Annotated in this window: 16 protein-coding genes; 9 read left to right on the top strand and 7 right to left on the bottom strand. The window is 36.6% G+C overall.

Annotated features, from left to right (window positions below):
• Positions 1-97: 97 nt before the first annotated feature.
• Complete coding sequence (locus tag A2J09_RS24305) at positions 98-259, bottom strand: hypothetical protein (protein WP_012296166.1); 162 nt, start codon at positions 257-259, stop codon at positions 98-100.
• Positions 260-657: 398 nt separating this feature from the next.
• On the opposite strand from A2J09_RS24305, the gene A2J09_RS18605 reads away from it, so the two are divergent.
• Positions 658-987, top strand: a complete 330-nt coding sequence (locus A2J09_RS18605; protein WP_031416783.1) for a BRCT domain-containing protein — start codon at positions 658-660, stop codon at positions 985-987.
• Positions 988-1,063: 76 nt separating this feature from the next.
• On the opposite strand, the gene A2J09_RS18610 is transcribed toward A2J09_RS18605, so the two are convergent.
• The gene (locus A2J09_RS18610) at positions 1,064-1,711 is read right to left on the bottom strand and encodes a peptidylprolyl isomerase (protein WP_012296168.1); all 648 of its coding nucleotides are present in this window, start codon (positions 1,709-1,711) and stop codon (positions 1,064-1,066) included.
• Between the two features lie 703 nt (positions 1,712-2,414).
• Between A2J09_RS18610 and A2J09_RS18615 the strand changes: the two genes are divergently transcribed.
• Positions 2,415-5,192, top strand: a complete 2,778-nt coding sequence (locus A2J09_RS18615; RefSeq protein WP_031416784.1) for a bifunctional diguanylate cyclase/phosphodiesterase — start codon at positions 2,415-2,417, stop codon at positions 5,190-5,192.
• A 33-nt stretch (positions 5,193-5,225) separates the two neighbouring features.
• Entirely contained in the window at positions 5,226-6,866 is a 1,641-nt protein-coding gene (locus tag A2J09_RS18620; protein WP_171821128.1) for a thiamine pyrophosphate-binding protein, read from the top strand.
• A gap of 66 nt (positions 6,867-6,932) precedes the next feature.
• Here the strand turns inward: A2J09_RS18620 and A2J09_RS18625 are convergent, their stop codons facing one another.
• Both A2J09_RS18625 and A2J09_RS18630 read right to left on the bottom strand, forming a co-directional pair.
• Positions 6,933-7,523 (bottom strand): hypothetical protein, encoded by a 591-nt coding sequence (locus A2J09_RS18625; RefSeq protein WP_012296171.1) that lies wholly within the window; start codon positions 7,521-7,523, stop codon positions 6,933-6,935.
• A gap of 105 nt (positions 7,524-7,628) precedes the next feature.
• A complete protein-coding gene (locus A2J09_RS18630) occupies positions 7,629-9,503 on the bottom strand; it encodes a leucine-rich repeat domain-containing protein (RefSeq protein ID WP_036162472.1) in 1,875 nt (624 codons plus the stop codon).
• A gap of 262 nt (positions 9,504-9,765) precedes the next feature.
• Between A2J09_RS18630 and A2J09_RS18635 the strand changes: the two genes are divergently transcribed.
• Positions 9,766-10,743, top strand: coding sequence for a tRNA dihydrouridine synthase (locus A2J09_RS18635; RefSeq protein WP_012296173.1), 978 nt, complete (start codon positions 9,766-9,768; stop codon positions 10,741-10,743).
• Positions 10,744-10,811: 68 nt separating this feature from the next.
• Here the strand turns inward: A2J09_RS18635 and A2J09_RS18640 are convergent, their stop codons facing one another.
• Entirely contained in the window at positions 10,812-11,639 is an 828-nt protein-coding gene (locus A2J09_RS18640) for an MBL fold metallo-hydrolase (protein WP_012296174.1), read from the bottom strand.
• 296 nt (positions 11,640-11,935) lie between these two features.
• Between A2J09_RS18640 and A2J09_RS18645 the strand changes: the two genes are divergently transcribed.
• The 4 genes from A2J09_RS18645 to A2J09_RS18660 all read left to right on the top strand — a co-directional run bounded on the left by A2J09_RS18645 (position 11,936) and on the right by A2J09_RS18660 (position 19,827).
• Complete coding sequence (locus tag A2J09_RS18645; RefSeq protein WP_036162474.1) at positions 11,936-13,114, top strand: MFS transporter; 1,179 nt, start codon at positions 11,936-11,938, stop codon at positions 13,112-13,114.
• 378 nt (positions 13,115-13,492) lie between these two features.
• On the top strand, positions 13,493-17,689 hold the full coding sequence (locus A2J09_RS18650; RefSeq protein WP_231112975.1) for a S8 family serine peptidase: 4,197 nt from the start codon (positions 13,493-13,495) through the stop codon (positions 17,687-17,689).
• Positions 17,690-18,168: 479 nt separating this feature from the next.
• The gene (locus A2J09_RS18655) at positions 18,169-19,041 is read left to right on the top strand and encodes a LysM peptidoglycan-binding and 3D domain-containing protein (RefSeq protein ID WP_012296179.1); all 873 of its coding nucleotides are present in this window, start codon (positions 18,169-18,171) and stop codon (positions 19,039-19,041) included.
• A gap of 327 nt (positions 19,042-19,368) precedes the next feature.
• Complete coding sequence (locus A2J09_RS18660) at positions 19,369-19,827, top strand: staygreen family protein (protein WP_031416817.1); 459 nt, start codon at positions 19,369-19,371, stop codon at positions 19,825-19,827.
• Between the two features lie 308 nt (positions 19,828-20,135).
• Here the strand turns inward: A2J09_RS18660 and A2J09_RS18665 are convergent, their stop codons facing one another.
• On the bottom strand, positions 20,136-21,095 hold the full coding sequence (locus A2J09_RS18665) for a proline dehydrogenase family protein (protein ID WP_012296181.1): 960 nt from the start codon (positions 21,093-21,095) through the stop codon (positions 20,136-20,138).
• Between the two features lie 113 nt (positions 21,096-21,208).
• Here A2J09_RS18665 and A2J09_RS18670 point away from each other — a divergent pair, with 113 nt between their 5' ends.
• A complete protein-coding gene (locus A2J09_RS18670) occupies positions 21,209-22,600 on the top strand; it encodes a MocR-like pyridoxine biosynthesis transcription factor PdxR (RefSeq protein WP_012296182.1) in 1,392 nt (463 codons plus the stop codon).
• Positions 22,601-22,823: 223 nt separating this feature from the next.
• Here the strand turns inward: A2J09_RS18670 and A2J09_RS18675 are convergent, their stop codons facing one another.
• Positions 22,824-24,638 (bottom strand): methyl-accepting chemotaxis protein, encoded by a 1,815-nt coding sequence (locus tag A2J09_RS18675; RefSeq protein WP_080695234.1) that lies wholly within the window; start codon positions 24,636-24,638, stop codon positions 22,824-22,826.
• Positions 24,639-24,769 lie beyond the last annotated feature (131 nt).

The following is a 24,769-nucleotide window of genomic DNA, read 5'->3' on the forward strand; positions in this document are numbered from 1 at the left end:
CGAGCCTGTTTTTCTAACATTTTTTAGTAAGAACCAGCACAAACTCCTACCTCTTCACCACGCTCTCCCATGTAACGGGAATCGCTGCCCTGTTACCTCAAGTTTTTACCTTCGCAAAGCGCATACCGAACATAAATCTTGTTAATGGTGGGATTATCTTATTACAGGCTGGATCAAATTGTATTAATCTATAGCTTTCATCTAATACGATAACGCCATCATTGATACTATGAAATATAGCATCCTTAGCAACCGGCATTCCTCTAAATAAGCATGAGGAATAAATAGACCAAAAGGGGGAAGTCCAGAAAATAAACAAATGCTGTTATAATGGGAATCAACTGCCCACACATTAACGCAATTAATGGTGGTCGATAGGACCTAGCTGTTTCCTTCCAATGGGTCAGTACTAATAAAAGTACTAACCAACATGCTGGAAAAAGTAAATATGCCATGAATGATATCCATTTCCGGGTGAATATAAGGAGATCCTAAAACAGGGTCAATTTCAAAAAACTCGATAATGAAGATGATGGATATCATTTGTAGCAACGATTACTAAACTAGTAGAAGGTATAACAAAAATTCCCATGAGCTCTTTTGTGGATGTATTTATCACAGCTACCACCCAAAAATTTAAGAAGTCAGGAGGGCAATATGACTAATAAGGATAGCCTAGATATCATCTTTTCAGATCCAATCGAAAGCCCTTCCCACCCCTTTTATCATAAGCAAATTGTGTTTACAGGTGCTCTTTCCAAGATGACTCGTTCAGAAGCAGCTAAACACGTAAAGGCTTGTGGTGGATTTTTACAAGGCACCGTTACACAGCAAACCGATTTTATTATCCTTGGAGACAAACGTCGTGGCATCAGTACTAAACAACGTAAAGCCGAGCAACTCATTAACCTTGGTCAGGATATTCAAATACTTATAGAAAGCGATTTTTTATGGATTATTTCAATGCCAAAGGTAGTTGAAAGATAAAAAAGAGTATGTGCGAGTTAATCGACATACTCTTTAATCCTAATTGATTTAGCCTTTTTAACTTTTATGAAAGGAATTACTTATTTACTTTAGGTGCTGGGTAATTAAAGCCCTTCGTATCTACTTCTACTTTTTTCATTTGCTGATCTTCTAATGGTTTATCTGTAGCATCTCGCTCAGCAGCAACAATGGCATCCACAGTTTCCATTCCTTCAATTACTTTCCCAAAAGCAGCATATTTACCATCTAGATCTGTTGTCTCTTTTACCATAATAAAAAATTGTGATCCTGCAGAGTTTGGATCTTGCGAGCGAGCCATTGAAATAACACCACGTTCGTGTTTCAGGCTATTGTCCCAACCATTTGAGGAAAACTCGCCATCAATTGAATAGTCAGGTCCACCTGTACCATTACCTGAAGGGTCTCCACCTTGAATCATAAAATCAGGAATAACGCGATGGAATATAAGACCATCATAAAATCCTTCTTCCACTAATGAAATAAAGTTAGCTACAGTATTTGGTGCTACTGTAGGCTCTAATTCAATAACAATTTTTTCATCATTGCTCATCGTAATAGTGACAATCGGATTTTCTTTCACCTTTGATGCGTAATCCACCGTTTCTGTTTTCTTACTGTCCTTTGCTGTACCACAGCCCGTCAATACAAACATAATTGCTAGTAATGATAACACTACATAAATACCTTTATTACGTGTATACATCTTTTCAACTCCTCTTATTTACCATCAATTCATTATAAAACTATCCCATGGTTAACCACAATCAATCACACATCATGTCAGGACGATCTCTTGTTACAAACTCACACCCGTTAATTAAAATACGTTTTGAATAATATAGCATTCTAATAATCAGAATATTAAATCAACAAAGAGATGAATGCTCATTTGTATAGAGGAATTTTTAATGGTCTGTAGAATAAAATTAGGAAGCACTCTAATGTTGTATTAATTCCCATGTTTGGAAAAATACTCTGAGGAGGATTCATTCTGATAGATGAAAACAAATAGTAATAATAATATGTTACTATTCTTCATTAAGTTATGACGACCGTTTTAGAAACTGGCCCTTTATTTTCCCCTGACAATTCACAATTTACATGTACAAGCTGTTTGCATTTTTTTGGATGGAACATTTACTTTTCATTCCTAGTAAAAACCTAATAGATCATTATCGTCACTGTAGAATGTGTTTAATTTTAATCAAAGGATTCTAGTCCTACATAAAAAGAGTAATGGCTAAAATCGCAACATACTCTTAAGGAATTTTAACTAATTTATACATTTTTTTACCTACCTGTTTATTACTACTGTAAAATACAATAATAAGACATTCGATACGAATAAAGCAAAAATTTAACATTTTTTCTACAGGACAATGACAAAAAATTGGGGGTTCATTTACATGTCTATAGAACAAACGAGATATTCTCGACTGGCCAATATAACGAAAATGATAAACATGAAGTTGGATTTACGTGAAGTATTGGAGCAGGTAACAATCGCAATATCTGAAGAAATCGTCAACTGTGATTCAGTGGGAATTTATTTGCCACAAGAAGATGGAACATTCAGAGGATATGTAGGAAAACCAGAGGTGATTAACGGCTGGACATTAAATATGCATGTCATTGAAACCGAAATAGATTTGCTGGCAAAGGAAGTGATTGAAACAAAGAAAACAATCTATATTCCTGATACTTCAAGAGATAATCGCCCTGACCCTAGAGCCGTTGAAGGATTTCATATTAAATCTTTATTAGCACTTCCTATTTCCTTTGAACAAGAGTTATTTGGCCTTGTTTTTTTATTTGATTATGGAATTCCAATGAATTTAACTGAGGAAGAAATTCAAACGGTTGAAGCCTATGTAAATATGGCTGCGGTTGCGATTCAAAACGCAAACAACTTAACTTATAAAGAGCATCTTATAAATGAAAAGCAGTTACTGCTCGATGTTACACGTGATTTATCCATGTGCTCTTCACTACAGGAGAGCCTTGATAAATGCTTTTTCTACTTAGAAAAGGTTTTAGATAATAAAAATATAGGTGTTCACTTATTAGATCCTTTAGCAGAAAAAAGTATTAAACCGGCTAAGTTGAGTAAGGATAGCGATTGGACCGAAGAGAATTGGCTTAAAACACATAACAAAATACAAATTGATGAGAGCAATGATTCTGTCATGCAGGAGGTTTTTGAAACGAAAAAAGCCATTCTTATTCCAAATGTATTTGAAGATGACAGGCCAAATCATGAGGTTTGTCGTAATTTCGGCATAAATGGTTTAGTGATGTTTCCTTTGATTTCAATGGGTGAAATTTTAGGACAAATTTCCATTGTTAATCTTGAAAATAAACCATTTTTCTATTCAGAGACTCAATTACAATTAGCTCAGTCCATTGTTGATACTACTGCGTCTGCATTATCTAATCAGTTATATATGGAAAAACAAGAGATTATAATCGAGGAGAGAACATCGGAAGTAAGAGACAAAAATAAAGAGCTTGAACGTGTTGTCGCTGAGTTACAGCAACTTAGCCGTGAAAAAGAGTTAATTCTCAACTCGGCAGGTGAGGGCATTTTCGGATTAGATCTTGACCGAAACATTACGTTTTGCAATCCAGCCGGTGCGCTCATGCTGGGGTATGAAACAGATAGAGATTTGATTGGAAAATCAGTTGAAATTATTATGAGTGGTTGTGAGGCAGAGGTCAACATTCCTGTTTCACCCTTTTTAAATACAAATTTTAACAGCTACGAAGTGTTTTTTAGAAAAGATCATACCTACTTCCCCGTCGAATACGTCACTTCTTTTATAAAAGAAGGCGATAAGGTCGTAGGCGAAGTGATTACATTTAAAGATATAACGCAAAGAAAGCAATTAGAAGAAAAAATTAAATACCATGCCTATTTCGATAGTTTAACGGATTTGCCCAATAGGGTTCTTTTATTAGACAGACTAACGCAGGGACTGAAGTATGCAAAAGTAAATGGTGAAAAATTAGCTGTGCTCTACTTGGATTTAGATCGTTTCAAGTTAGTAAATGATTCGTTAGGTCATAGTTATGGGGATTTATTGCTTCAAAGTGTTGCCAAACGTTTAAGTGCCTGCGTCCCAGAAGATGCAACTGTATCAAGGCAAGGTGGGGATGAGTTTACAATCTATTTACCTAATATTAAGTGTGAGAATGACATTTTAAAAGTTATAAATTGTATCAATGCTTCTTTCTCTCAACCATTTAATTTGATTGACAATGAAATATATATTAAAACAAGTATTGGTATAAGTTTATTTCCTGAAAACGGCGATACTACAGACACGTTAATCAAAAATGCAGACACAGCTATGTACAAATCAAAAGAAACGCCAGGTACTAGCTACCATTTCTTTAGTGAAGGAATGGATACAAGGACTTTTGAGAGTATCAAACTTGAGAATGATTTATATAAGGCTTTAGAGCGTGATGAATTGATGATCTTCTATCAGCCTCAAATAAATTATAAAACAAATAAAATTAAGGGTGTAGAAGCTTTATTAAGGTGGAATCATCGAGAACATGGCATGATTACCCCCGATAAGTTTATTCCACTTGCTGAAGAAACAGGATTAATCGTCCCGATAGGTGAATGGGTTCTTAAGGAAGCATGCAAGCAATTAAAAGAATGGCATAATCAAGGATTTCCTTTAATCAGTATGTCTGTGAATTTATCTGTCCATCAGTTCGAACAGAATAATTTATTTTCTATTATTGAAAATGTTTTACATGAAGCCGATCTGTCTCCTGAATATTTACAGCTAGAGCTCACAGAAAATCTAATTGTAAAAAATACAGAGGTAACCTTAAAAACGATGAAACAATTGAAGGGACTTGGGGTTAATTTAGCTATTGATGATTTCGGTACAGGTTATTCATCTTTAGGATATTTAAAAAATTTACCAATTTCCACATTAAAAATTGATAAATCCTTTGTACAAGAAATGTTAACGGATGATGCAGCAGCTATTACAAATACAATCATTACCCTAGCTCAAAATTTGAAACTGGAGGTTATTGCTGAAGGAGTCGAAACAAAAGAACAAGCGGACTATTTATTGGTACAAAATTGTCATTTAATGCAAGGATATTTTTTCAGTAAGCCTATGAAAGCTGGAGAAATTATGAAAAAATATTTCTGTTAGCCTATTACATTATTATGCAAAGGGGAAATGATGATGAAAGCAGCTCGCACAGTCTTAGAGTATTTAAAAAATAGTGGTGTGCAGTATATTTTTGGTATTCCAGCAGGCTCAGTCAATGCATTTTTTGATGAACTCAATGATATGAGTGAATTAACACCTATTGTCACAAAACATGAAGGAGCAGCATCCTATATGGCTGCAGCTTATGCAAAATACTCCAATCATTTGAGTGTTTGTATTGGTTGTAGTGGCCCTGGAGGAACAAATCTAGTAACAGGTGCCGCAAATGCTATGCGGGAGCATTTACCGGTTTTATTTTTAACCGGTGCTGTTCCTGTTAACACGAACGGTTTAAATGCCTCTCAAGAGTTAGATGCTGAACCAATCTTTCGTCCAGTTACTAAATATAGCGTAACGGTTAAAGAATCGAAGGATTTACTCAAAGAAATAGTAAGAGCCACAGAAATTGCCCTATCTGGCGTGCCAGGTCCTGTACATATTGCTATACCAATAGATATTCAACATGAAACAATTTCACATGTAGAAATACCAGCTCCACCAAAAAGAACAGCCATTGTTCCTGAAATAGATACCATTAAAAATGTAGCTGAAGAGCTATTAGCAAGAAGAAGTGGCTATATTTTGGTAGGGCAAGGCGTAAAAAACTCTGTTGAACAATTACTAGAGTTAGCCGAAATTCTAAATTGGCCAATTATAACAACACCACAGGCAAAAGGGTATATTCCAGAGGATCATCCTCTCCTAGTTGGTGTTTTCGGCTTTGCGGGTCACGAGGCTGCCTCAGAATTAATAGCTGATGGCGATGGGCAAGTATTATTAATTGTCGGTTCAAGTTTAGGTGAAACAGCCACGAATAACTACAACTTAAATCTTACTAAAAATCGTTTTTCGATACAGATGGACTTTGATCAATCCGTGTTCAACCGAAAATATGAGATTGACTTACCTGTGCTAGGTGATATCAATGTGAGTTTACTATTGCTTATTGAAGAACTACGAGCTAACGGTCTAGCAAAAACTCCATTTAAGGTTAAAGAAAATAAAGAGATTTATAAAGAAGTCACAGGGGAATATAACACGAAAAATGTATTGTTAACTATTCAAAAATATTTACCTTCCTCCACAAGGTACGCTATTGATATTGGTGAATTTATGTCCTATGTCATTCATCATATGAAAGTAGTAGATTATGATACGTTTAATATTAATGTCCATTTTGGAGCAATGGGAAGTGGGATTGGATCTGCCATTGGTTCAAAGTTAGCCGAACCTGAACGTCCTGTTGCATGTATTACAGGAGATGGTTGCTTTTTCATGCATGGGATGGAGATTTTAACAGCAAAAGAATATAATCTACCCATATTATTTATTGTCATGAATAATGCTCGTTTAGGGATGGTATACCATGGACATGCTTTACAGTTTAAGCGCACTCACCCATCCTTTGAGCAGCATCCCATTAATATTAGTGCTATGGCTTCAGCGATGGATATACCAAGCTTCCAAGTAACTGAGCTACAAGACCTTCATCATGATATGCTTCATCACCTAATGAATTTAAATGGTCCAGCTGTATTGGAAGTAGTTTTAACTGACAATAATACACCTCCCATGGGCGATCGAGTTAAATTTTTATCCTCTTTTGGAAAATAAACGTTATCACTAATGAAGAAAAGTCATATAGTTGGATGAATACATCCTCTATATGACCTTTTTGATTTATAAATGCGAGAATGACTGTTGAATGACTCCGAGTATTGCTCCCATTGTTTTTCCTTTAAAAGCATCTGAAACTGCTTCACCCGTGGGATTGGAGAAATAGTAGCTATCCATTGTATCATCGAAATAATATCCGATACTTGCTAGTTCATGTGTTAAATTAGTTGGTAACTCCTTAAGTCCAGTTTGTTCAAAAAAATAATTTGTAGAATAGACTTTCACATCTATATCTCCAGCTCCCGTATGTACGACAAATAAATCTTTTTCATGCTGAACAATCCATTGACCCTTTGAATATAAAGATATTCTTGCTCCTTCTAATGAGGATATGGCATCTAAATTAACACCAAACATTTCATTTAGAATACTCCGAACCCTTGCCCCTGTTATATCTCCCGCATATTGTTGTAGAAAGGAGTCTATTACCTCTCTTCCTGAGAATGCAGAGGTTCCTACCATCTCTTTATTTACAATAGGAGTTTCATCTAAATTAATCTTATAAATTAAATCTACAACATGCCAAATATCGGTACTACTAGCCTTTCCTTTATAAGTATCTAAATACTGATCCATCATTTCTGACTTCTTCATCTTCCGGTCCTCCCATAAAAACTATTCTATTGCTTCTCACATGTGTACCACTACGAGCTTTCATGAAATAAACTATAAAATATTTTAAATTGCACGCACATGTCTTTAATAAATCACAATTCCTTTATCTAGAGCGGATTGATTTTGTACCGGGTTTCCTAAAATATAAAGCTTTTTCAAATTGGGTAGATTCACTAAAGGCTCTATGTTTGAAATAGCGTTGTTTTCTAAATGAAGAACCTCAATTTGTTGCCAACTCTCCATAAAATTCAACGATTGTAATGAACTATCCTGTAAAGTAAATGAACGTAGAGCTGAAAAACCAGCAAAGAAAGGCATCACCTTATCATCCTCATGTACCCAATCACCATTACCTACTCGCATCGATACATCATTTAAAGTTAAATGCAACAGCACGTTGTTCGTTAATGGATGTTCACTATTAAATTGAAAATTACATTTTGAACAATTTAATGTTTTTACATGTTTTAGATTGAATAGTTCACTCGTTTCTTCATCAAAAAATGTCTCGTCTAAATGTAGTGTTTGCAAATTGGGTAAGCCATTTAAAGAGCTAATCTCTGTAAAAACCCCATACTCTTTCGCCGTCAGTTGTTCTAGCATTGGGTATTTAAGTAATTCTGCACCATTTAATGTCGAATCCTTTCCACTTATATAGACAGTCAAATCTTTTAAACTAGGTGCCTCTAGCTTTGGTATAAAAGAACCTGTAATTTCAGCCTTCTTTAAATGGGGGGCTACAATCGGTGATGTATCGCCATAATAATCAGTTACCGTTAACTCCGTTAGTGATGTTAGACTGTTCACAATATCAAGTAATTCCAATTGACCCGGAGAAGATAAACGTAGCTTTGTTAAAGATGATTTATTTCTTAATTTTTCTAAATTGGCGATGTTCATATATTCAAGATCAAGTGATTGTAGATTAGGCATGTTTTGTATAAAATCAAGTGTTTTTAAATTTCTTACCGATGTAAGCTTCAATTTCTGTAATTGATTCAGTGAATAAAAAGAGCTAAAATCTGTCGCCTCACTAATATCGATTGTTAATGATTCTAAATTCGTTAAACTAGACAGCCAATTTAAATCATTGGTGAATTTTAATGACAGAGATTTTAGCGGCAATTTATTTAGAAGCTGGAAATCTGTGACCTCCTCCGTCATATACGATATTTCTAGGGATTGAAGATTAGGAAACTCTAACAATAAGGCAAGTTCATTATTATTTCGAATTTGGATAGAGAGTTCTGAAACCATTGATTTATCGCTAAAGTATTCCGCAATTTTACTAAAAGATTCATTAAAGCTTCCTGTATAGCTTTTCAAGTTTTTCAAATGTCGAAAGCTTACTTTTTCACTTTGCGATATTTCATAATCATTCATCAGCTTCAATACAGTCAATCCAGTAAATGCTTCGAAATCCTTTTGTTCAATTTTTTGCGTATTTAATAACTTATCCTGAATAGTATAGGTCACAATTTCTGCTTCCTTATTTGTAAACGGATCGTCCAGACTGTAATCAAAATGCCATTGTTCCTCCGAAAAATAGGCAGCCAAATAACGAATACTTGCGATTTCCTCTTTACTTGGCATTACTTCCCCCTTTTCAAAAACATCCTTTAAAAAGTGTAGTAGAACCTCACTTTCAGGTATTGTTCGTACAGATGTTACTCCATAATTTCCTTCTTCTTTTTGATTATTGGTTAAAAGTAAATAAGCAAAAAATATACATAGAAAGACAATCGGTATAAGAAGAAGTGCTTTTAAATTCGTTTTTGGTCGTATCGTAGTATGAGGAGCAGTTGTCCCATAATAGTTATTAATCGTTTGATCTACATAGTAGACTTTATTTTCTTTTAACATTATTTCAGTATCACAATACGGACATTTGAATGATTGCCCCTCTTTAAATTCAATTTTCCCATTACAATTAGGACAATGTAATGTCACAAATTCCACCGGCAATCCTCCTCCCTGCTCTATTTCCAATTAAGCTTAGTGGTCTGAAAAATAAATGTCAATATTTCTTATAAATACTAATTACATCCCCTTTAGATTAACAATAAAAATGCTGTGAAGACCTACATTTAATCCTCACTAATTTAAAGAAGAGCATCTCTGAAGTTTCTCGTATTAGGCTAGGCCATTTAATTGTGAAGAAATAAAGGAAATATGTTATCTTTTTGCAAGGTAGTATTTTGGAAAGAGAGGATATTCATCAATGAACGAAAATAATTTCTGGCTTGATTTACCACGGCCATTTTTCATTTTAGCACCTATGGAGGATGTGACAGATGTTGTATTTCGTCATGTCATTAGTGAGGCAGGTCGTCCCGACGTATTTTTCACGGAATTCACCAATACGACAAGCTATTGTCATCCAGACGGTATGGATAGCGTTCGTAACCGCTTAGCTTTCACAGAAGATGAACAGCCGATGGTTGCCCATATTTGGGGAGACACCCCTGAACATTTCCGTCAAATGAGTATCGGCATGAAAGAGCTGGGCTTTAAAGGTATCGATATTAATATGGGTTGCCCCGTCGATAATGTGGCTGAGCGAGGTAAAGGAGCCGGCTTAATACTTCATCCTGCATTAGCATCAGAGATTATCCAAGCCGCTAAAGCTGGTGGTTTACCTGTTAGCGTAAAAACAAGACTTGGTTTTACAGATGTAGCAGAGTGGCGTGAGTGGCTCACTCATATTTTAAAACAAAACATCGCTAATCTTTCTATTCATCTACGTACCCGAGAAGAAATGAGCAAGGTCCCCGCACATTGGGAATTGATTGCGGATATTAAAAAACTACGGGATGACATTGCTCCTGAAACTTTGCTAACGATCAACGGAGATATTCCTGACCGAGTAACAGGTTTAAAATTAGCTGAGCAATATGGTATCGATGGGATAATGATTGGGAGAGGCGTGTTTTCAAATCCATATGCCTTTGAACAAGATCCAAAAGAGCATAGTGCTGAAGAATACCTGAACTTGCTATACCTTCACCTTGATCTTCATGATCAATATTCCAAGGAATTTGAAACTCGTTCATTTAAAGCATTACAACGTTTCTTTAAAATATATGTGCGTGGCTTCAAGGGAGCTAATCAATTACGCATTCAATTAATCAATGCCCATTCAACTGATGAAGTACGTGAACTACTTGCAGCCTTCACTAGAAACGAATTAACAAAGTAACCCTCATAATAAAGGAGACTGGCTATTGCAAGCCAATCTCCTTTTTGGTTGCTTTGTCATATACTTCATTACATTTTAGAAGACTTCAATTGCTCTTCTAAATTTTCTTTTTGGATCATCTCCTTATTGTCACTATGAATCCTTTTCATCCCCTCAAAAAATGAATACTCACTCCTTAAATATTGTTCTAACTCTCCTTTATCGTGCGGAAGCTTTGTTAAGTAATACTTTGAGCTATCGATCCTTTTTTGAATTTCTTGTAGATTTTGTGTTGTTAATCCGTGACCAGGTATATGGGTTGTGATGGCATGAGTGAGTAAAATCTTTTCAGCCTTATTAATTGTATTTACATAATCCTTATAGCTGCTGAAGATGAATGGAAATTCAACATCCGACAAGTAATCGCCGGAAACAAAAAACCCATATGGCTCTATCACTGTAAATAAACCATCATCCGTATGACCAGGGGCTTGATAAAAGGTCATCGTAATTGAATCCAACTCTAATGTATAACCATCCTCAGAAATGACAATATCAACTGAAGGGTATACTGGGGAATAACTCCTATGTAAATAATACTTTTGATCAAATTGATGAATTTTTTGAATGCTTTCTGCTTTATTCAAATTGTCAGCAAATCGTTTAGAGGCAATTACCTTGGCCTCTGGAAACGCTCCTGAACCAATTATATGGTCAAAGTCGCTATGTGTATAAATAATATATAGTTGCTTGTTACCTTGAATATTGTTTATATAATCTTGAATTTCTTGAATTTCGTTAGGCAACCAATTAGGATCTGTCATAATGATTGCTTCATTCGTTTGAATGATTGCTGAAGTAGTCATATATAACGCACTTTGAAAAACTGTCATAATATTGTTTTGGAATTGAATCATCTTGAACCTTCCTTTTCCCTTTTAAAGGTAGTATTTTTGAGTGAATATGGCAGATATTGAACAAGATTGCTTTATGTAAAGGTTCGTGCAAATTTAGTATATTCCTCCTTCATTGAAAATGGAGGTAGCAGGCATAATGTTTAACAATACTTGATGTAGCTTTTAAAATCAGTAGCTTTATCGAAAGTGTAAATCCAATAATCTCGTGATTTTTCTTGTAAAAATATTATGATATGATGTTTAGGTTGTTTATCTACTCTGTGACACATGTATATTCATCTAGGAAAGAGGTATCTATGCACCACACACAATTATCCAAGCGACATTGGTTACTTATTTTAACACTTACTTCATTAACATTTGTGCTGGGGACAAGCGAATTTGTAATTGTCGGAATCTTGACTGATATTTCTTCAAGTCTAGAAATGACGAATGCAAAAGCAGGCACACTCGTTTCTGCATTTGCCATTACATTTGCCGTTGCTACACCACTGGTGATGTCCGCAACAAGTCACTTTCCAAAGCGTAAATGGATGCTGTTTTTGATAGCATCTTTCATTGTCTTTAATGCTTTGTGCATTATTTCTACGAACTACATTATGCTACTGATACTTCGTATTATGACAGCAATTGTAACGGGCGTATTAATTTCTCTAGCCATGATTGTTGCAAGCGAAACCATGCCAATTAACAAACGGGGACTTGCTATATCATTCGTTTTCGGCGGTTTCACACTGGCAAATGTCGTGGGGGTACCGATTGGTATTGTCATTTCCAACTCGTATGGATGGAATGCCGCCTTCATGTTAACCACTCTACTGGGAGGGGTTGCGTTTATGGCATCCTTTTTTGCCTTACCAAATGGACTCAGTCAAGTACGGAGCTCCATACGGGATCAGTTTTCTCTGATACTCAAGCCGCGTATTTTAATGGCTTTTTTCATTCCTGCCCTAGGATTTGGTGCAACATATACAGTCTTTACGTACCTTGTTCCTATTTTGAAGGGGATGGGGGCCCCACATAATTCCATTAGTTTTATTCTTTTTGGCTATGGGTTTATTTCGATATTCAGCAATATACTCGCTGGTAAAATTGCCAATCACAATCCTATCGGTCGCCTTCGGTTTGTTTTTCTCCTGCAGGCAATTGTTCTAATATGCTTATTTTGGACCACCAATCAATTTATTTTAGGACTAGCTAACATAGGCTTAATGTCGCTAATGGCTATCCTGTTAACAACATCTACTCAGCTTTATTTAATTGATCTCGCTGAAATTTACCAGCCAAGTGCTAAAGGATTAGCCGCTTCACTAATGCCTGTAGCAAGTAACGTAGGAATTGCCTTTGGTTCTGCATTAGGCGGCATCGTCTATCATCAAGGGAATTTAATGAATGTAACATGGGTCGGTGGACTCGTTGCAGTCTGTGCAAGCCTGCTAACATTTTTTAGTCATCACTTAGATCAAAAACAATGATACACTTCATCCTGCACTAATAACTAGCGATTAAATAATCGCTAGTTTTTTTATTTCAAGATTACACTCTATAAAGATTCCCCTTCCAGCGCTCCTTCAAATGGTCTCCCTCCTTTTCTCTAAATTACGACACAATCGACAGTACTTTGGTAGGATTACCCAGGCAAAATGTATTAGCATTTCTCATTTGAAAGTTATAACCTTTTATTCCATTACTAGGAAAAAAGATTCAATCTATCATTCATAAAATGATACTAATTATCAATATTTCAGAATATTTAAATATTCCGATATTCGAATTAGTTAGATTGTGATAAATTGGAAATATCACACTAAACTGAAAAGTGTGACAATTAAGGGTAGGGGAGGAAATGCGATTTGAAAAATTTTAAGTTTATGAAGTTTTTAAGTAGTATTCTAGTTTTCGTTATGGTGCTCTCTTTATTGGTTCCATTGTCGAGTGCTAGTGCTGAAGATTCGAAACCATTCAAACCGGATAGTCAAAATGAAAGTATTATCCAACTAAAAGCGGCTATTGCGGAACAGCTAAGCCTGTCTAAAGATGGTCCAACTCTTCACGAAAGCTTAGAAAATGTATCAGGCAATCAACAGGTTCCAGTCATTGTCCATTTATCTGAAAAGCCTGTTGCATTAGAGCAGGGAATAAGCGAAATCAATGGGGAAAAATTCTCTAAGGCTCAAGCAAAAGAAGTTCGCTCCAATGTAAAAGTACAACAAGCACAAGTAAAAAAAGAGTTAGCTACTAAAAAGGTACAGCTGACTCAAGGATACACATTTGATACTGTTTTAAACGGTTTTGCGGCAACTGTAAAAGCAAACGATCTTCCGAAACTGCTTACAGTAGAAGGCATTACATTAATCGAACCTGATGTTATTGTTCACGCATCCGAAGAGGATACGGCGAAATCATCAGAACTTATTAAAGAAGACCTATTAGAAGCTCAAATGAATACAAGTAATTCTTTTCTTGGCATCGAAGAGCTTTGGAAGGAAGGACTTGAAGGACAAGGAATAAAAGTAGCCGTGTTAGATACTGGTATTGATGTAGATCACCCTGAGTTTGCTGGAATTTATAAAGGTGGAAAAAACTTTATTCCAAATTCATCCACTTATACGAAGCCTCGGGCAGATAATGATGCATCAGAAACATCGCCTTCAGAGCGTCCAGCTGGGACACCTGAATTTAATGAAAAAGGAAGCGCGTTCTATACTTCTCACGGTACACATGTTGCTGGAACAATTGCAGCAATCGGTGCTAACGAATACGGCATTAAAGGGATTGCTCCAAAAGTAGACCTTTATGCTTACCGTGTTCTTGGAGCATATGGAAGTGGTGCTACATCTGGTATTGTTAAAGCAATTGAAACGGCTGTCATTGAAAAAATGGACATTATCAACCTTTCACTTGGCGGTGGAGCTAACACTGAAACAGATGCTGGTTCATTTGCTATAAATAATGCAATGATAGCTGGAACAATCGGAGTAGTTGCAACAGGGAACTCTGGTCCAAATCGAGGAACAATGGGCACTCCTGCAACCGCTCGCCTAGGAATCGCTGTTGGTAACACAACAAATCCAGAAACAATGTACAACGGGGAAGTGAAAGTTACAGTTGGCAACTACAACTTAACTAAACAGCTTCCATTAATGGGGACTACTTTCGGGAAAAATGTAGCTACACAACTTCAAGGAGAATTTGATCTAGTTGCTGTTCCTGGAAATGGAGAAGTAAAAGACTTTGAAGGAATTGATGTAAACGGTAAAGTGGCATTAATTTCGCGTGGCAGTATCGCCTTCGTTGATAAAATTGCAAATGCAAAGGCAAATGGAGCTGTCGCAACTATTATTCATAACTTTGCAGGTGGATCAAATGCACCGGACATTTCGGGCACATTCCTTGGTGATGCATTCGAATATCTACCAACATTTGATATGTCCCAAACGGATGGCAATGCAATTCGCGCTGCATTAGCAGGCGGAAAAGGCAAAGTAAGCTTTAGTAAATTTGCTTCCACAAAGACACTAGGAGATGATGTAAACTCTTCTAGTTCACGTGGACCATCTACTCCAAACTTTGATATTAAACCAGATGTAAGTGCACCTGGTACAAATATTATGTCAACGATTCCAATGTATAAAAAGGATTTCCCAGATGCGGATTATGCGGAAGCTTATGGTCGCAAAACAGGAACTTCTATGGCAACTCCTCATATCGCAGGTATTGTGGCATTAGTTAAACAAGCCAATCCTAATTGGAATGCGTTTGATGTAAAAGTGGCATTGTCTAATACAGCACAGGTATTAGATAAAACAAAATACGATGTGTTTTCTCAAGGTGCTGGGCGTGTCAATGCGTATGCTGCAGCTCATCCAGAAATTCTTGCTTATGCACTTGATAGCGCAATTCTAGATGGAACGGGTGCAGTTACAGAAAACTTGAAAGGTACAGTTACTTTCGGTCCACAAACAATTAAGGATCAGGATATTTCTGTAACGAAACAAGTTTTAGTAAAAGACATTAAAGGAAACGGTGGCAATTATAATGTATCGGTTGATGTGACCAAAACATTTGGTGATGCAACTGTTACAGTAGATCAGCCAACATTTAACCTAAACGGTGAGCAAATTTTAAATATTACATTAACTGCTTCACAAGCTACGGCGCCAAACGGCTCTGAAATACTAGGATATATTTACATTAATGGAGGAGATACAGAAATCTCATTACCATTCGCTGCTGACCTTGGCGGTGAGGCAGTAACGGAAATTAAAGATTATAAGATTACAGAAACAGACCTATCCTTTAACGGAGATGGCGTGAAAGACTCAGCGGTCCTTTCATTCACATTAACTGGAGATGTAACAACTAACTATATCGAGCTTTGGGATATTATGAATCCTGAAGGTGGAGAATACGGAGACGGCTATATTGGTTATCTCCATGCAGGTACAGCGCTAGGAAAAGGCTCTTATACACTGAATGTTGGTGGGCAGTACAAACCATGGGGATCAGAACCTGCCACAAAGATTCCAGATGGTCTATATACAATTGACTTCACTGGTCTTGCAGCATCAGGTCAAGTTTCCGGTTATGTTGGACCTATTGTCGTGAAAACGACTAAACCAGAAATTACGGGTTCAGTGGCTGAAGGTGTCGCTACAGGACAAGTAACAGATAAATATATCGACTACAATGAAGAGTTAGCTTTATATGATTTAAATTACAATTTAAATGATAAATTAAAAGCTTCCTATATTGCGACGGTAAATGGCCAAGTAAAAGCGCCAGTTGCTTTTGAGTTAAATCAAGATGGTAGCTTTACATTCCCAGTAACAGCGGAAACTAATGCTGTCTCAGTAGTAATTACGGATGCTGCCGGGAATGTTGGTGAAGCAAAAATATATGAAAAAGAGATAGTAGAACCTGTAGTTACCCTGTCTGTAAATCCAACTGAGCTAGACCTAACAGTTGGGGAAACTGCACAGCTTAAGGTAACGGAAACCTCTACACCTGCAGAAGGTGATGCAACGGAGGAAGACGTAACGTCAAAAGCTACGTATGCTGTTGAGGATAAAAATGTTGCAACAGTAGCAAATGGATTAGTAACTGCCGTAGGTAAAGGCACAACTACAATTACTATTTCATACGGTGAAAATACTGTTACGTTAAATGTTACAGTTGAAGAACCTGTTGTAGTAGAACCAAACGTAACACTAGAAATTGACCAAGCACAGGTTGAAACTAGTATCGGTAAAGAAGTTACCGTTAAGATTACTGAAGTAACTACTGTCAATGGTCAAACAACAGTAAAAGATGTTACCAAGCTTGCAACCTACGAAGTAGCGAATGATCAAATAGCTACTGTCAGAGCAGGCATTGTAAAAGGAAAAGGTCAAGGGACTACGACAATTACGGTAACGTATGGTGACCACACACTAACATTTGATGTGTTAGTTGAAAAGCCAGGCAATGGTAATGGCAATGGCAATGGCAATGGTAACGGCAATGGCAATGGTAACGGCAACGGCAATGGCAATGGCAATGGCAATGGCAATGGCAATGGCAATGGCAATGGCAATGGCAATGGTAATGGTAATGGCAATGGCAATGGCAATGGCAATGGCAATGGCAATGGCAATGGCAATGGTAATGGTAATGGTAATGGTAATGGTAATGGCAATGGTAACGGCAATGGTAACGGCAATGGTAACGGCAATGGTAATGGTAATGGTAATGGTAATGGTAATGGTAATGGCAATGGCAATGGTAACGGCAATGGTAACGGTAATGGTAACGGTAATGGTAATGGTAACGGTAACGGTAACGGTAACGGCAATGGTAACGGTAACGGCAATGGTAACGGTAACGGCAATGGTAACGGTAACGGCAATGGTAACGGTAACGGCAATGGTAACGGTAACGGCAACGGCAACGGCAACGGCAACGGCAACGGCAACGGCAACGGCAACGGCAACGGCAACGGCAACGGCAACGGCAATGGTAATGGTAACGGCAATAAAAATAATCTTGAAGTTACAAAACTTGAGCCATAATTCACCTCCATTCAAACAAAAAGGGAAATTGCTCTATGCAATTTCTCTTTTTAATTTCTTATAAGGACATGCTTACTATGACTTATTCTTATAGATGCTCTCACTAAATACTTTAAATCAATCCAAAATAGCATCATTTATTGTAGATGCTTTTTCGTTTTCAACATAATGCATATATACATACCGTACTTACTTATGATATGGTTCATCGTATTTAGTGTAATGGTGGTTTTATTTAACTCTCTACCTCTCCCAAATTAATGTCATCTGTTGTAAATGTATAAACATTATCATATTTAGCCCTTAACGAATCAGGTATCTTCATTACAAAAATAGGATCATTTAATAGTAGCAATATTATTGCAATATAAATGCCATGAACGAAATCAAATTAACACCTCCTTGTTCTTTTTCTCAGAAAAATCTATGTTACGATGACTTTACATTAACAACTAAGAACGCACATGGAGGATTAATGAATGCTTAAAAAAATAATTTCAATTGTACCAGTTGCAATGCTTTCGGCAACTTTAGGTGCTAATGTTCAAGCCGCAACAATTACCGTACAAAAAGGAGATACTCTTTGGGATTTATCTCGTGCACATAATACTTCTGTAGAAAATATCAAAACATTGAATCATATTACTACTAACCTTATTCAACCTGGCGATGTCCTTACCATTGCACAACAATATACCGTTAAGCAAGGTGATACACTATGGGACATAGCTCTAAATCATCAAGTCACTGTTTCCCAAATTAAAGAATGGAACCAGTTACATACAGACCTCATTCATCCGGGTTTACATCTATCTATTATTGATGGGACAAAAACTAATACAGCTATAACTGACAAACCAATAAAGCCTGCAAAGGAAACTACAACTTCAGTAACAAATCATAAAACTGCAATGGAGAGTAAACCTGAAGAAACTGTTTCATCAACAAGTAAAACAGCTTCAAAGGATCGTGTCCCAGAAGTGACCGCTCCATCAACAAATAATACTGCTCCAAAAGAGAATACGCCTGAAGCAATTACGCCCCCATCAAATACTATTGCTTCAAAGGAACTTATAGTAGAAGCTTCGGCCTATACGGCCTCATGTGAAGGATGTTCCGGTATTACTGCTACTGGAATTAACCTTAAAACAAACCCCCATGCGAAGGTCATCTCAGTTGACCCAACTGTCATTCCACTGGGTAGTAAAGTTTATGTGGAAGGCTACGGTGAAGCAATCGCAGGAGATACTGGCGGTGCCATTAATGGAAATCGAATCGATGTCTTTTTTCCTTCTCAACAAGATGCCATTAATTTTGGAGTGAAGCAATTAAAGGTCACAATATTAGACTAGCTTAACCAGCCTAATAAACAGCGAATGTTAAATTGTTAGAAGATGAGAATGATGGGTATAAGTTATCCATTAACTTACAGATTAATCGTAAAAATATTGGAATTAACAAATTGAAACATTATGCCACTAGAGAAATGGACCCTGAAGTATTGTTCTACAGGGTCTATATTTCGTTCATTTGTACATATCATCAAATAAAAAATGTAAAAGTTTAATACATTTCCCGTAAAACATAAGCCGCTCTATAAAAACTTAATACATATGACTTTTAACTATTTAATAGGTTTATACCTGCATATTGATAGAAAAATGAATGGAGTTGATAGCTTGGGAAAGTTCGACCCAGAAAAACTATTCGTTCAATATAGGCATGGTATAACTACAATGAAACCTGTCATTCCAAGACGTTATACACTTACTCACTCAGATGATACTGGCGATCTATTTTTAACGATAGGAAATGAGTATGCTTGGGATAAAGTGAATACTAAGATGAGAGATGAGGTCTTAGGTGAGTGGATTACTAATGGGGAATGCTTTTATTTCTATTTATATTTATATATAGAACAAGGAGAATACAATCAAAATGCAGCTGCAAAACGCAATGAAATATTTAGGCGTGAGTTACCACTTGCACTAACAGCCATTCGATATGGAGATAGATCACTATTTAATCAATACCCTAAACTTGATAGCGCTCATATTATCGTGAACTTTATATCCACTTATCCTCAATTTGCTAGGCAAGAGAATTGGGGTACATTCAGTAGTTATAGCAATCATTGAAGAAAACTCGCTATATTGATTTCCACCAACACAAGAAAAAGGACATAAAGGCGAAAAACAATGATAAATAAAATTAAACCACCTAAAACGCTGACATCCCAACGCTCTAGGTGGTCTTTTCAAAACCGCACTTACTTATGATACGGTTCACCGTAATAAGGATAAGTGAGGTTTTTATTTAAGTTACATTAGTTTCTTATTTTATAGACAAGTTTTTCTTATTTTTGTCCTCATTCAGACATAAACAACTCCGATTATCAGTAATAGCAAAGAGTTTACGATTAAACTGTTAGTACAGATTCATCTATTCAATCTACTACACTACTTGCTCTAAGTGATTCATTAATAATATCAGTTACTGCTAAATATAAATTTTCTGGTTGTTCTGCAATTCGATGACAAAGGTACAAATACCACTCACTTCCATACGTTAAATAGACTCTACAACGATATTCCTTCGTTCTTAATTCATTGAGTAACTCTGGACGTACACCATACAGCATCTCTACTTCAACATTCGATTTATGAAGATATTGACGTCGCTCTATCTCTTGAATAAGCGTTTCATCATGCGTGGCGATTGATATCGGGTGGTTTGCATTCACTAACTGTTCAACATACTCAAGATAACGGCTATTCAGTTCTTCTGATCTGATCATGGCTATATCAACAGGCTCTTGAAAAGCCCCTTTTACAAGTCTTATTTTTCCTGGATATTGAATAAGTTCTTGTAAATCTACCTCTGTACGATAAAGATGAGCTTGTATAGTTATTCCAATATTTGTGTAGTTTTTTGCTATTTTTTTATAAAGAGTGAGAATATCACTTGTCTTAGAGGATTCTTCCATACTTATCATTAAAGTTATTCCATACCATTGAGCTTTTTGTGCGAGCTCTTCAAGGTACTGATAAGCAATCTCATCGTTAATAGAAAGGCCTATATGAGATAAATCAAATGATACAGTTTGTTTTAAAGACAATATCCCCATTTCCTCAATTACTTGTAGAATCTCATCCTTTGCCCTTTTACATTCCGATAAATCGGTTGTATTTTCCCCAATATATTCTATGGAGATATTATAATTATCCTCGAGATATTCACGTGCAACCGTGATGACATCCTCTCTCTTTTCTCCTGTTACATATCTTTTTGCTGCTTTCCATAATAACGGATAGAGCTCTGTTGATTGTTGCACAGCATATTTCAAGCGCTCATCTCGTGCTGCGCTTTTTAAGGCTTGAATCACTAATTCTTCTGCTTTTTTCATATTTATTCCTCCTCTTGGATATTGATAAATACTTTATCATGATATAATTGGTTACTGTAGAACCACTTTAAGGAGATTTTAAAGGTACCACTTTTATATCGGAGGGATGAAAAATGTTATGGATACCTATTGATCGAGCATTAGATATTCCTTTAAATCGTCAAATCTATCAACAAATACGCGAAAAAATTTTACGTGGACACCTCCATGCAGGAGAAAAGCTAGCATCAACACGCGAGCTTTCAGTAGAATTGAAAGTATCAAGGAATGTCATTTTAGAAGCTTATGATCAGTTACTGGCCGAAGGGTTTTTAATTGCACGAAGAGGAGCCGGTACATTTGTTGCAGAGGGGGCGTTATTAACACAACAGACAAAGCCTTTTATTACAGATAAAGTAGGAAATTTGATAGCAGGGAAAGAAGTTATAAATTTTCGCTCGGGTATCCCTGCACTCAACTTGTTTCCTCGTAAAACATGGGCTAAGATAAGTCATCAACTTTGGCACGATAGTGAACCTTCCACTTTGGGATATGGAGTACCAGAGGGGCGCATAGAATTAAGGCAAACCCTTGCCTATTACCTATTAAAAACAAGAGGCGTTGAATGTCATCCAGAGCAAATTATCATTACATCTGGTGCTACACAAGCAATGATGCTTGTATCGAGATTGCTGTTATCACCTAATGATATAGCTATTATGGAAGATCCTATTACGAATGATATTCAAACCATCTTTAAGAACTCTGGTGCCACAATCTATCCAATACCGGTAGATGAATTGGGAATGAAAACGCCTCTATTACCCGACAATATGGACCCTAAACTAGTGTTTTTAACACCCTCTCACCAATTTCCATTAGGAAGTACATTACCAATTCAACGTAGAATTCAATTAATTGAGTATGCTAGAAAGAATCATTGCTTTTTAATTGAGGATGATTATGACAGTGAGTTTCGCTACGAAGGCCCACCTGTTAGCTCTTTGCAGGGCCTTGATCCAGAGCTTGTTCTCTACATCGGCTCTTTTAGTAAAATTCTCTCTCCGGCACTACGAATAGGATACATTGTCCTTCCAACACAGCTTATCGAAAAATGTCGCCAATTGAAATGGTTTACAGACTTACACACACCTTCCTTGGATCAACTTACCCTTTCTCGTTTTATCCAGGAGGGCTACATGGAAAGACATATCACAAAAATGAAAAAGTTTTATAAAAGTCAACGTGATTTTCTTATACAATGCTTACAATTAACTTTTTCACATAAAGTAAAGATATTCGGCTACTCTACAGGTATGCATTTAATTGCAGAATTTGAGAAGATAGAATTTACGCAAAACTTATTACTGAAAATTGAACAATTTGGTGTAAAGGTTTACCCTGTAGAGGATCATACAATTAAAAAGGGAATTTATAATAACAGATTAATTATTGGCTATGGTCATTTACAAAAAAATGAAATTGAACTAGGCGTCACTAGACTATTTCAAGCCATCAATAATTAGGAGAATATCTATGTTAGCTTCTATTGAAAAACCATCCAATCGCCATATCATATCCACTGCCCCTTTCAGTAGATGCCTTAGATGATTCTCCCATGCCGCTGTAAATTATATTCATTTCAAAGTAAAAAAGCTTAAGCTGAAATATCAGCTTAAGCAAAAACCGCCTTAACTTATTATGATAAGGTTCTCCGTAACCTGTCTAAGTGCGGTTTTAACTAGTAACCTACTTTACACGGAAACGGTCAACACTCTGTTTCAATTCATCCGCCAGCCCATAAAGCATAGCTGCAAAACTGGCTACCTCTTGCATGGCTGCAAGTTGTTCTTCTGATGAAGCGGCGATGTGAGCGGAATCGGCTGAAGAAGAATCTGCGATACCCTCCAGCACTGTTAGTGAAGCCGCAACTAACTCACTTCCTGATGACAGTTGTTCCGAAGCAGCAGATACTTCGTCAATCTGATCGGACACTTTCTGAATCGACTCCACGATCGAACTAAATGTTTGCCCTGCCTTATTTGCAATGTGTGTACCTGCCTGGGCCTCTGTCATTGATTTATCCAAAGAAACCACTGTTTTACTCGTGTGATCGCTGATACCTTGGAGGATGTCAGTTATTTTCTCCGAAGAGGTTTTGGACCGTTCAGCGAGTATACGAATTTCTTGAGCCACAACGGCAAAACCTTTACCATGCTCGCCTGCTCGCGATGCCTCAATCGATGCGTTGAGTGCAAGCAAATTGGTCTGATTAGCAATGCTACCTATTAATGTAACCATTTCACTAACTTGATCGCTTAATTTCTTCAGTCCATGGATTGCTTCGACCGATGTTTTCAAGTTTTGTTCAATTGTGCTCATTTGAGCAACTGTTGTTTCTATATCCTTCATTCCTGCATTTGCGCTATCTGCTGTAACCGAGGCCAATTCTGAGACGACGGAGGATGCATCTACGATTCTATGAATACCCATTCCCATTTCCTTCATTGATTGTTGACACTCATTAGTGTGACGAAGTTGTTCATCGAGCCCAACAGCAATGTTTTGAATGGCATCTGTGATTTCTTGTGTAGCTGTTTCGGTCTGGGCAGCGCTTTCTTGTAATTGAGAAGAAGATACAGCAACTTCATTCGAAGATTTTTGTATGTTATGGGTCAATACCCGAAGTCCGTTAATCATCTGATTAAATGAACTTGCAGCCTTACCAATCTCATTATGGTTCAGTACAGGAATTTCAACGGTTAAATCACCTTTCGAAGCATGTTCAGACACTTCAGCTAAACGTGCAAGCGGGCGCAACATTTTACGAAGAATGAATACAACCAACCCAATTAACATAAGTACAAAAAAAATACCAACCGTGATATTCGTCCATAGAATCCGTTGAAGTTCCTTTTTAACAATCCCGTAATCGAAATCGACACCGAACAACGCAACTGGTTTCCCACTTTCGTCATTAATCGGCGCTAAATACGAGATGAAAGTCCCACCTTCATCAGTGTAAACATCAGTTAATGTGCTACCGTTTCTCATTGCATCTTCGTAATTTTTAAGAAATTCCGAATCTATTTCATATAACGTACCTAACTCTTCAGCATATTCACCTGGATCTCGACCATACTCTGAGTTATATAAGTATTCTTTGCCATCCTTCCTGATAATGTCCGGTGTTAATAAATAGACATCCACTACCATTTCATTAGATTTCATGGAATTCAAACTATTGGGGAGTTCCTCGAATGGTTTTCCCTCCAATGGTTGATGCTCAAGAATTGTCTTCGTTGCTTCGGCAACAAGAGGTTCATTTTGTTGAGTTATAGATTTGAATACTTTTCCATATTCATCAAATTGGCGAAAATACGCTCCACGTTGATCGCGTATGGACAGGGAAATCATTAATCCGATAACGATAATTATAAGGGCGGAGAGAAATAACGAGCTCGTCAATACTAAACTTCTAAATTTTGCTTTTTCAGAGAACTTAGTGTTCCTCCTGGTATTTAATAATTTTTTTCTTCCAATCAAGGGAAAACCCATTTTCATTACACCTTCTATTTTAGCTTTTATCTATAATAATACATATTGTTACGATTTAGATCCCTGCTTCACGCAAATATGTAATCCTTTTTATTGTGATGGAGGGCTTAATATTTATAGTAATACACTGTTTCAAA

Origin of the sequence: Lysinibacillus sphaericus (assembly GCF_001629735.1) — a bacterium.
GTDB lineage: Bacteria > Bacillota > Bacilli > Bacillales_A > Planococcaceae > Lysinibacillus > Lysinibacillus pinottii.